The sequence below is a fragment of the Flagellimonas eckloniae genome (genome assembly GCF_001413955.1).
Taxonomy (GTDB): domain Bacteria; phylum Bacteroidota; class Bacteroidia; order Flavobacteriales; family Flavobacteriaceae; genus Flagellimonas; species Flagellimonas eckloniae.
In genome coordinates, this window is the sequence record NZ_LCTZ01000002.1 from 3,926,793 (window position 1) to 3,940,578 (window position 13,786).

Consider the following 13,786-nt stretch of genomic DNA (forward strand, 5'->3'; position numbering starts at 1 on the left):
AGGAATTAAAAGTCGGTATCTAGGTTGATGTAGTCTAAAAACTCCCTTTTTACGGTTTCGTCCTTAAATTTTCCACCATATTCTGCCGTAACAGTACTGCTTTCAATGTCCCGTATTCCTCTAGAATTCACACATAAGTGTTTTGCATCTATAACACAGGCAACATCTTCCGTATTCAATACTTTTTGAAGTTCTTTTACTATTTGAATATTCAATCTTTCCTGTACTTGAGGACGTCTTGCAAAGTAATCCACTACACGGTTCATTTTGGAAAGACCTACTACTGTGCCGTTGGAAATATAGGCAATATGTGCCCTTCCTATTATTGGGAGTAAATGGTGTTCGCAAGTAGAATAGAGAACAATGTTTTTCTCAACCAGCATTTCTCCATACTTGTATTTATTCTCAAATGTTGAGGATTTTGGCTTTCTTTTGGGATGCAACCCACCAAAAATCTCTTTTACATACATTTTAGCTACTCTATGTGGAGTACCGCTGAGGCTATCATCATCCAGGTCAAGGCCCAGGGTCAACATAATTTCCCGAACACTATTCTGAATTCTTTCAATTTTTTCCTCATCGCTCAATACAAAAGCATCTTCCCTTAACGGGGTTTCGGTTGAAGAGCCAACATGGTCGTCTCCTCTTTCTTCATATTGTTCTTCCAATGCCTGCTTTAGTTTCATTTTCTAATTCTTACAAGAAAGCAAAGATATACATTAAAAGCCTATTTAACATCTGGTCTATATAGTTTGACAACATAAATTATTGTTAAGGCAAAAGCTATTTTATTTTTATAATATCCAAATCTACAGCCTTTTATGGTGAGACTGATGATGAAAGTTTTAGTAGCGATTTTGTTTTGCCAAATCGTAAGTTCGCAGGTCACTCAAGAATGTGCCAGCGCAATACCTCTTTGCAATAATACACCGGTTAATGGTGGTGCCAACGGTTTTGGAACTGATGATTTTAATGGCGCGACTTCAAGTGGATGTTTGGAGCAGTCACTTTCCGGATCAATAGAGTCAAACTCTGCATGGTATAGATTTAGAACCATGGCTTCAGGGCAATTGGGCTTTAATATAGGGCACGATAGTACAGAAGATTGGGATTTTGCACTCTATAGGGCCAATGATTGTAATAGTTTGGGAGATCCAATTCGTTGCAACTTCTTTGATAATAGTGATATGACCAGTTTTATTGGTGTAGGGGAAGACCCTTCGGGAAATGCAACTTCAGTACATTTTGAAGACTGGGTAGATGTTAATGCGGGAGAGGATTATTACCTACTTATCAATAATTTCAGTAATGTAAACTCTGGTTTTTCCATTCAGTTTACGGGCGCAATTTTTACTACCAACCCAACGGATGCTCTGGATTGTTCCATTGTAAGCAACTTACTGGGGTCTCCAATAGCTGCATGTCAAGGAGATACCGTTACTTTAGATGCAACAACTGCTGGTGCAACCAACTATGAATGGTATAGCGATACAGGTTCTGGTTTCTCAATAATTATAGGAGCTACCAATCCAATATTCAATACCATGACTTCTGGTATTTATCGTACTGTTGTAACTACTCCCACAGAAACAATTGTAAGTGATGTGCAAGTTGCTTTTAATGAAATACCTTTTACTGATACAGTTGCGGATGAGACTATGTGTCATACCCAGAATATGATCTTCGATTTGGCCCTAAAAGATTCCGAAGCACTTGGAACGCAAGACCCCGATAGTTATAGGATAAGTTACCACAGCTCACAGGCCGATGCAGATGCAGGAATAAATCCATTACCAAAAGAATACACCAAAAACCCTGGTCAGGAAATTATTTATGTGAGAACAACATCTCTGGCGAACCCAGATTGCTATGATGCTTCTGAGAGTTTCATTTTTAATGCCATTGAAACACCCTTACTAACCTTTGATGATGAAATTGTTATTTGTGAGGATACAACAGGTGTTGAGATAGGGGAGACCATGCCCAACCCAAGCTTTACTTATGCCTGGAGCACTGGGGAAGTGACCCCAAGTATAATGGTTACGCAAGAAGGAGATTATACCGTAACGGTAATTAACTCTTCCAATGGTATAGACTGTATAGAGAATAGAACAGTGAGTGTGCAGAGCTCGGTCTTACCATCTATTTCAGATATTGAAATAGACGGTTTTCAAACTAGCAATAGCGTAAGCATTTTAACTAATGCGATTGGTGAATTTGAATATCAATTAGATGATGGCGCTTATCAATCCAGTAGTGTTTTTGAAGATGTTCCCGCCGGTACACATACGGTAAGGATGAGAGATGTATTTGGCTGCGGAGAGGTTGAGGAGGATATCGTTGTAGTTGGATTCTCAGCTATTTTTTCACCAAATGGCGATGTACTCAATGAAACCTGGCATATAGATGGTCTTTCCGTATTAAATTCGCCAGTAGTCACCATTTATGACCGCTATGGTAAGTTCATAAAGGAATTAACCGAGTTTAGTGCAGGCTGGGATGGAAGCTTTAATGGAAAACCACTTCCCTCAACAGATTATTGGTTCAAACTATCCTATATTGATACTGATGGCAATAGGACATACGCTAAATATTTACAGAACCATTTTTCGTTGAGAAGATAGTACAAAGTGCATTTTATCGATTAACTGTATTATTTTTCGGTTGAAAAATACTAAAAGCATGTTTTGGGCAGTTATACAAGGTAGATTACAAAATAACCTTTAGCCCCAAATTCTATGAGAGCTCTATTTAGCGCTATCTGTTGTTTATTTTTAGTTTCTATTGGAGCAAATGCTCAAAACTCCCCAGATTGTAGAACAGCAATTCCTGTATGTGCGGACGCGCCTATTTTGTCCACTACGGACGGGAGTGGTGATATCGATGATTTTGACCCAGATGTGATAACGCAATCTGGCTGTTTGGAAAAAGGTAGTGTTAGTTCAGCAAATATCGAAAACAATACTTCATGGTACGTTTTTAGGGCTGGAACAGATGGACAAATAGGTTTTGATATTGAAGCCCTTCCTGTTTCTGGAACAATACTCACATCCGAGTTGGATTTTGCACTTTATGGCCCTTTTGACCAAACCACAGGACAAAATTTTTGTACCATAATTGGTGATGGTTCGGCACAACCTATACGTTGTAATTACGAAGTAAACGATACAGGATTTACCGGAATTGGGGTTAACCCTATTGATGGCAGGTTAGGTGCGCCATTTGTAAAAGGAAGTCAGAATACTTACGATGAATGGCTAGATGTAACTGCAGGAGAGATTTATTACCTATTCATAAATAACTACAATACCAATTTTGATGGAGATGCAGAGCCTTTTGCATTGACTTTTACAGGAACTTCCGTGGATGCCGATCAAAATACTGCATTGGATTGTACTTTGCGTGATGAGTTTTTAGGTTTGGACATTATTGCTTGTGAAGGCGACCCAGATATTGTGCTGAGCGCTCTAAATTCACCTGCAGGTCCGGATATCGCAAATGTTACTTGGACTTTGGACCGTGATGATGACGGGACTATAGATGAGGTTCTTGCTGCTGGTCCGGCTGAAACAGAATTTACGGTAACTAGTCCAAATTCAGGACGTTATTTTGTGTCTATAGAAACAACTTTAGCCACAATTATAACAGATGATATTCTTATTACATTTTACGGCGTTCCAGAACTGGACGAAGTACGCGTAATTGATGATTTAGTGAATAGTGATCAAACTGATCCTTACAATATTGAGATTGTTCCTTTGGGTGATGGTGATTATGAATACGCCATTAACGGAGGGGAATTCCAGGATGACCCGCAATTTTTTGATGTGCCACCTGGTGAAAACACGGTAATCATCAATGATAAAAATGGTTGTGGTATAACAGAAGCACTTCCTTTCTTGGTAGTTGGATATCCAAAGTTCTTCACTCCAAATGGTGATGGGGTACATGACAGTTGGAATGTTTTGGGTATTGAAACGCTGACCGCACCAAGCGTTTATATTTTTGACCGCTATGGAAAACTTTTAAAACAATTGGATACCGGTAGCGTTTGGGATGGGACATTTAATGGTAGGGAATTACCATCTTCAGATTATTGGTTCCGTTTGGACTATGATCGAGATGATACCGGCGTTGTTGTAGCTAGATCAGTGAGAAGGCATTTTTCCCTAGTACGATAAAATAAAAAAGGCCAGATATCTCTGACCTTTCACTCATATTTTTTTGCTGTAAAGACTAGAATTTTAGCGTGTAGCCTAAAGTAACATTGGTATTTATCCTATTGATCATTGCTGAACTGTTTATCCCGGAATCAAAAAGAAAGGCGTTTATATCTTGTTCTGTTCTATTTACGGCTAAATCCAACCTGCTTCCTCCAAAGTTATAACCAATTCCTCCAGAATATCCGGTTAAATCACCAATAATATCACCACTTTCATAAGGGCTTTCTTCAAACCGATATCCGGCTCTCAGGCTAACTTCATCAATCCTAAACTCACCACCAAGTCTAAAAGTATTTACAGCTCCCAATTCGCTGACGATAAAATCATTTTCAGCTGAAAAACTAGGGTCAGCTGTTGGACGAAGTTCGGCTTGTGACATATCTTGATATCCATAGTCAAAACTCAATAATCCATCTTTTCCAAAAACTACGGCTACACTTCCCGTTAGTTTTCCAGGAGTTTTTATTCGATATTCCTCAAAAAGATTTACAATATTAAAGTTGATAAAATCGATGTCTGGTTCTGCCAATGTAGAATTTATACGTTGCGAGGTATCATCTGTTAGTTCATACCAAGTAGGAGACTGGTAACTTCCTCCAATTCTTACATTATCGTTCAATTTTGCAATGGCTCCCAAACTAAAGGAAAAACCATAGCCCTCTGTGCGAAGCAAATTATCAAACGTAGTAAATTCAACATCAGAATCGTTGTCATAACCGCTTTCATCCAAAAGAGTCAATCTATCATAAAATACAGAATGGAAATTCAAAGATGCTCCAAGGTATAGGTTGTCCTGATATTGTCCTGCAAAGTTAGCGGTAAATCTACTGTTGTATCCTGTTGTACTCTGCAAATACTGTTGATTTACACTACTGTATTGCGCATTGGAAAAATACGAGGTATTGGTGTCATCATCCACCGTAGGCTCTATAATTCCAGCTTGAAACCCAAGAAATGCCTGTTGGGCACCAAAGCCAAGATTTGCCCCGATATCGAGGTAAGCCTCCTCTATAAATTCCCCTTGTTGTACTCGAAGAGGTCCCAAGGCCTCTCCTTGCGCAAAGTTCAAGAAATAATTGTCTATTCCTTGAGCAGTATTGCCCGAAACAGAAAATTCATTATCAAAATTTTGAACCATATCATAATTGAAAGCCAGTGCTATTTTTTTCCAAGGACTGTCTGTAGAGGATTTAAATACAAAAACTCCACCAACTTGGTTTAATTCTAATGAGTTGATATCCGTATTTTGAGTGCTATTCCCAAAAAACGCATCATTACTTCTGTTAAAATTTGAACCAGAAATGGTAAACTGACTATAGTTGAATACTGCGGAACCAGCGGGATTCACGTTTAGGGACGACAAATCACCGCCCAATGCGCCAAAAGCGCCTCCCATGGCCTGAAACCTGGCTGTACCTTGAATATTTTCTGTACTATACCGCAATACATCATTTATATTTTGTGCGTTTACAAAAACACATGCCAATACCATTATGAAAGTTGAAACTATTTTCATTTTTCGTGATTTAGTTTTTACAATGATTTTTAGGAATCTATCTTCTACTTCTGCTAGATGACGAAGACCTTGAGCTTGAACCAGAAGACCTGCTAGAGCCCGAAGACCTACTAGAACTTCCAGAGCTTCTGTAACTACCTGAACTTCTTGACGAACTACCTCCTGAACTTCTATAACTTCCAGAGCTTCTTGATGAACTTCCGGAACTTCTATAGCTTCCACTGCTTCTTGAAGAACTACCACTACTGCGGTAACTACCAGAACTTCTGGAATTTCCAGAGGAAGACCTTCTATAAGTGCTGGTTCGTGGAGTAGTGGTTCGTGAAGATTGATAACTTCTTGAACTCCTATTTGTAGAAGAACCTCTATTTATGGTACTGCCACTTCGAGTAGATGGTGATGTGCCATAAGAGCGATACGTACCTGAGTTTCTACCATAACTTGGTGTAGTACGGGTGCTTCTACTAGTCCTGTAATTTCTGTTTCGCGCTACTGCGTCGGCACTTACACTTCTTCTAGCTGTTGTTCCACTTTGGTAAGATCTTGAACTCCTTCCTGTTGCTGCACTTCTGCTTGCATTAGAACGTCCGCTATTAGTTCTGTATCTAGAAGAGGTTCCACTTGTTCTAGATGCCAAATTGGACCTTCCACGTAGTGATGTTCCTGGAATAGCAGTATTGGAATATCCCCTTCTACTTCTGTTGAATGCGTAACTTCTGTTATAATTGTTAAAAAAGGGTTGGTTCCATCCGAAGCCACCGCCCCAACCGAAGCCGCCTCCCCAACCAAAACCACCGCCCCATCCGAAGCCACCGCCCCAACCGAAGCCGCCGCCCCAGTAAGGTGAGCCCCATCCACCGGCCCATCCCCAGCGGTTCCATCTCCAAGGATTGTTCCAGCCCCATCCGAAGCCACCGCCCCATCCGTTCCAAAGCCAAGGATCATTCCATCCCCAACCAAAGCCAGCATTCCAGTTGTCGTAAACATTTATACTAACACTGGTAGGGTTATCTCCCCAGCCTGGGTTTCCGTTATATGTATTGTTGTCGGTAAAATAATCTGTTTGGGCGTTAAATGGAATACTATCGTTTTCAACATCACTATAATAGCCATCTACATCTGTAAAGATTTCATCATCTAAAATTTCACTGTATTCATCAGCTATTTGGCCAAAGTAATCTCCATAGATATCACTTTCTTGTTGCTCTATTCTTACTGCTTCAGCAGATTTTTTTTCAACACGAACAACACGATTGTCATTTGCATAAATTCCATCATCATCATAATATGAAGCTTGTTGGTAAGAACCACATGAAGCCAAAAAGAGAACGGCCACAATGGACAATATTGGAATTTGGAATTTGGGGTGATGTAAAGACTTTATCATTGCGCAATTTTTATTGTTGAACATACTAAAAATAGTTAGTTTTACCGAACTATTTTTCAAAAGAATTATCACAAGTTTTGTGCCAAACTATCTAGATGGGTAAAAAATTAACGAGTAGAAGCGAGGATTATTCCAAATGGTATAATGAACTTGTAGTAAAGGCGGATTTAGCGGAAAATTCGGGTGTACGCGGATGCATGGTAATAAAACCCTATGGGTATGCTATCTGGGAGAAGATGCAGGCGCAGTTGGATAAAATGTTCAAGGAGACTGGACATGAGAATGCTTATTTCCCCTTATTCATACCAAAATCCTACTTAAGTAAAGAGGCCAGCCACGTAGAGGGTTTTGCCAAGGAGTGTGCTGTAGTTACCCATTATCGGTTAAAAAATGCAGAAGATGGAAGTGGCATTATTGTAGATGAAGATGCCAAATTGGAAGAAGAGCTTATTGTGCGACCAACTTCTGAGACAATTATATGGGATACCTATAGGAAATGGGTGCAATCTTACAGGGATTTGCCAATATTGGTGAATCAGTGGGCCAATGTAGTACGCTGGGAAATGCGGACCCGTTTATTTTTACGTACCGCCGAATTCTTATGGCAAGAGGGGCATACAGCACATGCAACAAGACAGGAAGCTGTGGAAGAAGCAGAGCAGATGATGCATATTTATGCTGAATTTGTGGAAAACTATATGGGGGTTCCGGTAATTAAAGGGATAAAAACGGAGAGTGAACGTTTTGCTGGAGCTGAAGAAACGTATTGTATTGAAGCATTGATGCAAGATGGGAAAGCCTTACAGGCAGGAACCTCACATTTTCTTGGACAGAATTTTGCAAAGGCCTTTGATGTGAAATTTGCCAATAAAGAAGGAAAGCAGGAATATGTTTGGGCCACCTCATGGGGAGTTTCAACACGACTTATGGGCGCTTTGGTTATGACACATAGTGACGATAGTGGATTGGTGCTTCCTCCAAACTTAGCTCCTATTCAGGTGGTTATTGTCCCTATATATAAAGGTATGGACCAATTGGATGCAATTGCGGAAAAAGTGGAACCTTTGGTTAAGGAATTACGCTCTAAAGGAATATCGGTGAAGTTTGATAAAAGGGATACCCATAAACCAGGTTTTAAGTTTAATGAATATGAACTTAAAGGTGTTCCTGTGCGATTGGCCATTGGGCAGCGTGATCTGGATAACGGCACATATGAAGTTGCCAGAAGGGATACCTTGCAAAAGGAGACCATTCCAGCCAGCGATGTCGCCAATAAAATAGAAACCCTATTGGTGGAGATTCAAGAAAATATTTTTAAAAAGGCGCTGGATTATAGAGAATCACACATTACCGCTGTGGATTCTTATGATGAGTTCAAGAAAATAATTGAGGAAAAAGGAGGTTTTGTATCTGCTCATTGGGATGGAAGTAAGGAGACAGAAGATAAAATAAAAGAGGAGACAAAAGCCACAATTCGATGTATTCCTTTGGATACGGAGAAAGAGGAAGGCAAATGTATAGTAACAGGTAAGGCATCTACCCAAAGGGTTTTGTTTGCCAAGGCCTATTAAAAGGGGGTAAAAAATAAATTTTACTGTTGCAAGAGTTAAAAATAGTTGTATTTTTGCATCCGCAATTATGCAGCCTTAAGGCCCGTTCGTCTAGGGGTTAGGACGCCAGGTTTTCATCCTGGTAACAGGGGTTCGATTCCCCTACGGGCTACTAGAGTTCAATGAAATATTGAAAATGTAATGGTCATAGACCTTCATTTTTAATCAATTGGCCCGTTCGTCTAGGGGTTAGGACGCCAGGTTTTCATCCTGGTAACAGGGGTTCGATTCCCCTACGGGCTACTAAAAGGAATTAGAAAGTATAAATTAAGATAATGGCAAACCATAAGTCAGCATTAAAAAGGATTAGAAGAAACGAAGCAGTGCGCCTACGCAACAGGTATCAGCATAAAACAGTGCGTAATGCCATAAAAAAATTGCGCAGCGAGGAAGATAAGAAAGCAGCGGAAGCATTATTGCCAACAGTTGTTGGAATGATAGACAAGCTTGCCAAAAGAAATATCATCCATAACAATAAGGCTGCTAATTTAAAGAGTAAATTAATGAGTAAGGTAGCCGCCTTGTAAATTGTCCTTGACAATAATAACAATACAAAAACGCCCCATTTTTTGGGGCGCTTTTTGTTTAGTTATTTTATCGAATTCATTAAATTTCTTAATTCCCTTTGAGCTTTACCTTATTTCTATAATTGGGTAAATCTTTATACCAATCTTTTCTACTCTCACCACCTGTCAATCCCCATTCTTCAAAATAAAGATACCCTTCATTTATAGGTTCTTTTTCCAATAATAGGGGAAAGGATTCAATAACATTGATTGCCCATGGGAGGCCATTATCGGTGCTATAATTGCCATCAACATCTGCATTGTTGCCTTCAACATTTGGTTGTGAATCGCCTAAGGTGGTAGAATTATAATTGGCTAAATGAATTTCTTTGTCCCGTTCTCCATTTGCAACTAAAAAAGGATTGAATGGAGCAAAATCCAAGGAAGTATCTGAAATTGGATTGACAAAGGAGACACTTACCGTGTTTTCTTGGTTAACAATGGTGGAATGGTCATCAAACAATGCGATTACAGCATTTTGTTGCCCTTGCTCCGTTCCATTTCCATCCAGGACAAAGACATCCCTATCAAGAATTTGACCCGTTGTGAAAGCAACGTTATTTGGATTTAAACCTCCTACCTCAAAGGCCATGCTATTCACAAAACCAGCACCATCAGAGGTTACTACATAATCAAAATCTATTCCCACTACTTCGTTGGTTGCATTGAAAATTTTGATAATGGAATAGTCCACAGCAGTATCATTGAAGTCCCAATCTCCTTGAAAAGGCCAAAGGTCTTCAAAAATCAAAGAAGCTTTTGTAGAACTTGAAGGATAGGTTGTAGTGTATGCTTTTGTTGCATCATCAGGGAACTCATCTACGGAATCAACCACACCGTCACCATCTTGATCATTACATATTTCAACTTCAGAAAATATAAACCAATTGGAGTCGTTTTGAGAGTTACTGGTTGGGTCATCTATTCTATGCCAAATAATTTTATCAAAAGTGCCCGATGTGGCAGAAATCAAAATAGAACCATAACCATCTCTGTAGTATCTTCCTTTTGTTCTTGAATCGGTATCCTTAAGTATTCTTTCGGATTCATCATAAAAGAACTCAGTACCTCCAGATAATAAGGTTTCTGAATGCTGATCTCCAACAAATTGATATAAGGAAGCGTCCACACTTTTAAAATGCATCAATAAATTTTGAACAGGAGCATCAAAAGTCATTTCAAATTTCACATAACCGTCTGGGTCACTATTGGTGTCAATTCTTGAACTAATCCAAAAATTAAACCCGGAAAATGTGAAAATCGGGGTGGAAAAACTTGCACCAGCTAGAGAGAATTTACTTTTAAGTTCAGCTCCGTCTGTATCAGTAGCTGTAATAATTGCCGTAACACCTTGCTTTGGGAAGTTAATATTTGAAATTGTGTTTATATCACCATTACTTGAGATGTTGACATTGCTTACATCGGTATAATACTCTTGACCAAATACGTTTGCACAATCCGTGTTTTTACTGGAAATGGTTTGTAATCTATTTTGTTTGCCCGTAGGGCCGTTATAGATGTAAGAAGCGGAGTTTTGTGTTATTGGTATTATTATATTGTCTATACGTTCATTTGATTTTCTAACGACGAATAAATTATCTATAAAAGATGATATTGTTACACTCTCCTGAATGGTACCGTTTAGAGGTAATTTTTCAAAAAGTTTATTGGGAAGAGGCCCAGTAATACTATCTAAGCTTTCAATGAGTTCATCACTATAGGAATAAACCTCATAAACTACATAAGGTGAGTTGTCAGTTATACTAACAGATACTGTGGTTTCTGTCTTAAAATCAAAATTGGTTGGGAATTTAAGGTCCGTTAGAACCGCTTCCTCAACTTCTGTAGAGTCTTGAGCCAAAGACTCCAGGTATTTGTTGTATTTTTCCTTTAAACAACCTTGAAAAAGAAAGGCTATCGTAGAAATAAGAACTAAGGAAAAGCATCTTTTAAGCTTCATTACTAAATATTTCATTAAATGAACGAAAAAACCTACATTATCTATTTTTTTAATCGATAAACAACACCTCAAAGTTGTGAAAAGAGTTAAAAGTGTGGTAAAGAAAAGTTTTGGATTTCCAATCCTTTTTTTGAGGGGCTAACAGACCAATAAACAATAAAGTGTAAAGCTTATATTTTTTTTGGAATTACTTTATTTTAGTGAAATAAGGGTACTAAAAAACGCCCCATAAGGAGCGTTTTTTTAGCACGAGGACATCTAATTTTGTAAATCAGATTCGTTTCTATATCCATCAGAATCCTTATACCAATCTTGATATAATTCACCTCCTGATGTGGCCCATTCGTTAAAGAAGTTATAGGCTTGGTTAACCGGAATGTTTTCTTTTGGGGGAGTAAAGTTATGTATAATGTTAATGGCCCAGGGCAAACCTGATTCTGTTGCATAATTTCCATCAAGATCTCTATTCACGCCATCTACAGATGTATCATTAATACCCAACGAAGTTCTAAGTCTATTTGGCAAATGAATTTCTTTGCTTCTATCCCCGCCAACAATCAAGAATGCATTAAATGGTGCCAAGCCCAATTGATTAGTGGTAATAGGTGTTGTGAATTTTACAGTAACGGTTGTAGGAACATTCAACATGGTTTCATTATTGTCAAATAGGATGATGACTGCTCTATTTTGTCCTTGTTCAACCCCGTTTGCTGCTACGTTAATAAAGCCTTCTGTCAACACTGTTCCGGTAACTGACTCGATTAAGTTTGGTCCAATACTTTCCAGTTCAATACCAAAGGCATTTGTGAGACCTGCACCATCGGATGTCACTTCAAAATGAATGTCCAATTGTACGGCCATGTTATCTGAATTCAACACCGCGACGAATCTATAATTGATTGCGGTATCGTTAAAATCATAATCTCCCAGAAAAGGCCATAAATCTTCAAATGCAACCGTACCCCAGCCATATTTACTTGGTGTAAATTGCTCAAAAGCTTTATCTGGATCATCTGGAAACTCGTCATTACTATCCGTAATACCATCTCCATCCGTATCTGGATCTACCACGGTATCATCTATAATGCTAAAAGTTGTTAGGTCATTGATAGTACGATCAAACGTTATTCCGCTTGTTGAGTTGGGACCATATCTATATTCCCAACCACCAGTTTGAGTATCCATTACAATTAGGTTGCCATTTGATAAATTATCTGCAAGCCATAATTCCTGATTGGAATCAATTGTCATTGAAGTTGGTTTAAAAGGTAAATCTTCACCGCTGATACGGGTTGCGTCATAATCGCCATCAGAATTTAAGTCAAGTTTATACAGTCCAGAAAATGTACAAACATATATGGTTCCGTCTTCAGCTAAATCCATATCGCCTCCTTGAATACTATCCAACCCGATTATATCCCAATTTGAAATGATGCCTGCGTTAAGTGGGTCAATGGTATACAGTTTGGCTTTGGTGGAGAAGTATAATAACCCATCATTTTTATTATAGCTTAACCTTGGTCCTCCTTGTCCAACATTGCCAACGGTAGTCCAAGTATCATTCACAATGTCATATTTCATAAGGGGATAGGGGCTGCTTCGTCCAATAGAATACAATAATTTGTTTTCTTGGTCAATAGCGGCTGTCCAACTGCCCATAGGCATATCCGAAATAAATGTATAGGCCCCAGTTAATGGATCTACTTGAAATAGATCACCACTTCCATTTACGCAATATAAATAGTCTTCAACTCCTGGTTTCCCTGTGGAAGCCCTTTTTCCAGCCTCTGGAGCATATGTATATGATATAACATTAGATACGATATCAACTATTGCAGATGAATATTTAAAACCATCTTTTCTTCTTATGTACAATTGTTCAAAGTAGTCAGGAACAACAAAGGTGTGTTCAATTTTTCCTCCGGAAGGAACTCCACTAAAAAGAAGATGGTTAAGATTGTCCACTGAAATATCAAAATCCGTGACTTCCTCGTCTTCTTCGTTTAAATAGGTTACCGAATCTCCAATATTTACCTCATCACTATATGCATAAACGTCATATTTTATATTTGACTCATTGTCATTAATGGTCAAGGTTATTTCCTTTTCGGTATTAAATTCAAAATCAGTCGGAATTTGTAGTTCTGTGATTTCCAGTTCATCAATAGGTACCTCAACTTCAACTTCACCCTCAGGCTCCACTCCATCATCAAAACTATCCTTAACACAAGAGGTTATTAAAAACAGCAATGTGTAGCAAGAGGCAAACAAAATAATTTGGGACTTTTTCATTTTTTGCAATTATTTAGAATATGTTGTTAAAATTAGGTACGCCTAATTTGTAAAATTTATGTATTTGGTTGGTATACATTTAAGTGTCGATACATAGTATATATTTTACGACAAATGAATTTATACGCTTATAAAACACAAATTGAACGAAAAAGACTACAAAAACATATATTTTACCGATGAACGGTAATGTAAAGTTGTGAAATCTGAAAAAAGCGTGGCGAAAACTAAG

General features: G+C 38.5%; 9 protein-coding genes and 2 tRNA genes. 6 read left to right on the top strand and 5 right to left on the bottom strand.

The annotated features are described in order from the left end of the window. Positions 1–5 precede the first annotated feature (5 nt). Positions 6–686, bottom strand: a complete 681-nt coding sequence (gene folE, locus AAY42_RS16900) for a GTP cyclohydrolase I FolE (RefSeq protein ID WP_055397344.1) — start codon at positions 684–686, stop codon at positions 6–8. A gap of 147 nt (positions 687–833) precedes the next feature. On the opposite strand from folE, the gene AAY42_RS16905 reads away from it, so the two are divergent. Continuing rightward, positions 834–2,624, top strand: a complete 1,791-nt coding sequence (locus AAY42_RS16905; RefSeq protein WP_313778054.1) for a T9SS type B sorting domain-containing protein — start codon at positions 834–836, stop codon at positions 2,622–2,624. Between the two features lie 114 nt (positions 2,625–2,738). Continuing rightward, positions 2,739–4,181 carry a T9SS type B sorting domain-containing protein gene (locus AAY42_RS16910; RefSeq protein WP_055397348.1) on the top strand — a complete coding sequence of 481 codons (1,443 nt, stop codon included), beginning with the start codon at positions 2,739–2,741 and terminating at the stop codon, positions 4,179–4,181. A gap of 55 nt (positions 4,182–4,236) precedes the next feature. Here the strand turns inward: AAY42_RS16910 and AAY42_RS16915 are convergent, their stop codons facing one another. Next, the gene (locus AAY42_RS16915) at positions 4,237–5,739 is read right to left on the bottom strand and encodes an OmpP1/FadL family transporter (RefSeq protein ID WP_055398015.1); all 1,503 of its coding nucleotides are present in this window, start codon (positions 5,737–5,739) and stop codon (positions 4,237–4,239) included. 37 nt (positions 5,740–5,776) lie between these two features. Beyond that, positions 5,777–7,126 (bottom strand): hypothetical protein, encoded by a 1,350-nt coding sequence (locus AAY42_RS18355; protein WP_245625636.1) that lies wholly within the window; start codon positions 7,124–7,126, stop codon positions 5,777–5,779. Positions 7,127–7,221: 95 nt separating this feature from the next. Between AAY42_RS18355 and proS the strand changes: the two genes are divergently transcribed. The 4 genes from proS (at position 7,222) to rpsT (ending at position 9,263) form a co-directional block, all read left to right on the top strand. After that, complete coding sequence (gene proS / locus AAY42_RS16925; RefSeq protein WP_055397353.1) at positions 7,222–8,697, top strand: proline--tRNA ligase; 1,476 nt, start codon at positions 7,222–7,224, stop codon at positions 8,695–8,697. A 79-nt stretch (positions 8,698–8,776) separates the two neighbouring features. Then, positions 8,777–8,848: transfer RNA gene (locus AAY42_RS16930), tRNA-Glu, on the top strand. Between the two features lie 59 nt (positions 8,849–8,907). Next, positions 8,908–8,979: transfer RNA gene (locus tag AAY42_RS16935), tRNA-Glu, on the top strand. Between the two features lie 32 nt (positions 8,980–9,011). After that, positions 9,012–9,263: a 30S ribosomal protein S20 gene (gene rpsT / locus AAY42_RS16940; protein ID WP_055397355.1), complete on the top strand. Its 252-nt coding sequence runs from the start codon at positions 9,012–9,014 to the stop codon at positions 9,261–9,263. 88 nt (positions 9,264–9,351) lie between these two features. On the opposite strand, the gene AAY42_RS16945 is transcribed toward rpsT, so the two are convergent. After that, on the bottom strand, positions 9,352–11,262 hold the full coding sequence (locus AAY42_RS16945) for an LruC domain-containing protein (protein WP_055397356.1): 1,911 nt from the start codon (positions 11,260–11,262) through the stop codon (positions 9,352–9,354). A gap of 258 nt (positions 11,263–11,520) precedes the next feature. Continuing rightward, positions 11,521–13,554 (bottom strand): LruC domain-containing protein, encoded by a 2,034-nt coding sequence (locus AAY42_RS16950; RefSeq protein WP_055397358.1) that lies wholly within the window; start codon positions 13,552–13,554, stop codon positions 11,521–11,523. Between the last annotated feature and the right edge of the window lie 232 nt (positions 13,555–13,786).

Excerpts from the sequence above, each read along its gene's own strand:
- folE (WP_055397344.1), bottom strand. The coding sequence starts at position 686 with ATGAAACTAAAGCAGGCATTGGAAGAACAATATGAAGAAAGAGGAGAC.
- AAY42_RS16905 (WP_313778054.1), top strand. The coding sequence starts at position 834 with ATGATGAAAGTTTTAGTAGCGATTTTGTTTTGCCAAATCGTAAGTTCG.
- AAY42_RS16910 (WP_055397348.1), top strand. The coding sequence starts at position 2,739 with ATGAGAGCTCTATTTAGCGCTATCTGTTGTTTATTTTTAGTTTCTATT.
- AAY42_RS16915 (WP_055398015.1), bottom strand. The coding sequence starts at position 5,739 with ATGAAAATAGTTTCAACTTTCATAATGGTATTGGCATGTGTTTTTGTA.
- AAY42_RS18355 (WP_245625636.1), bottom strand. The coding sequence starts at position 7,126 with ATGATAAAGTCTTTACATCACCCCAAATTCCAAATTCCAATATTGTCC.
- proS (WP_055397353.1), top strand. The coding sequence starts at position 7,222 with ATGGGTAAAAAATTAACGAGTAGAAGCGAGGATTATTCCAAATGGTAT.
- rpsT (WP_055397355.1), top strand. The coding sequence starts at position 9,012 with ATGGCAAACCATAAGTCAGCATTAAAAAGGATTAGAAGAAACGAAGCA.
- AAY42_RS16945 (WP_055397356.1), bottom strand. The coding sequence starts at position 11,262 with ATGAAGCTTAAAAGATGCTTTTCCTTAGTTCTTATTTCTACGATAGCC.
- AAY42_RS16950 (WP_055397358.1), bottom strand. The coding sequence starts at position 13,554 with ATGAAAAAGTCCCAAATTATTTTGTTTGCCTCTTGCTACACATTGCTG.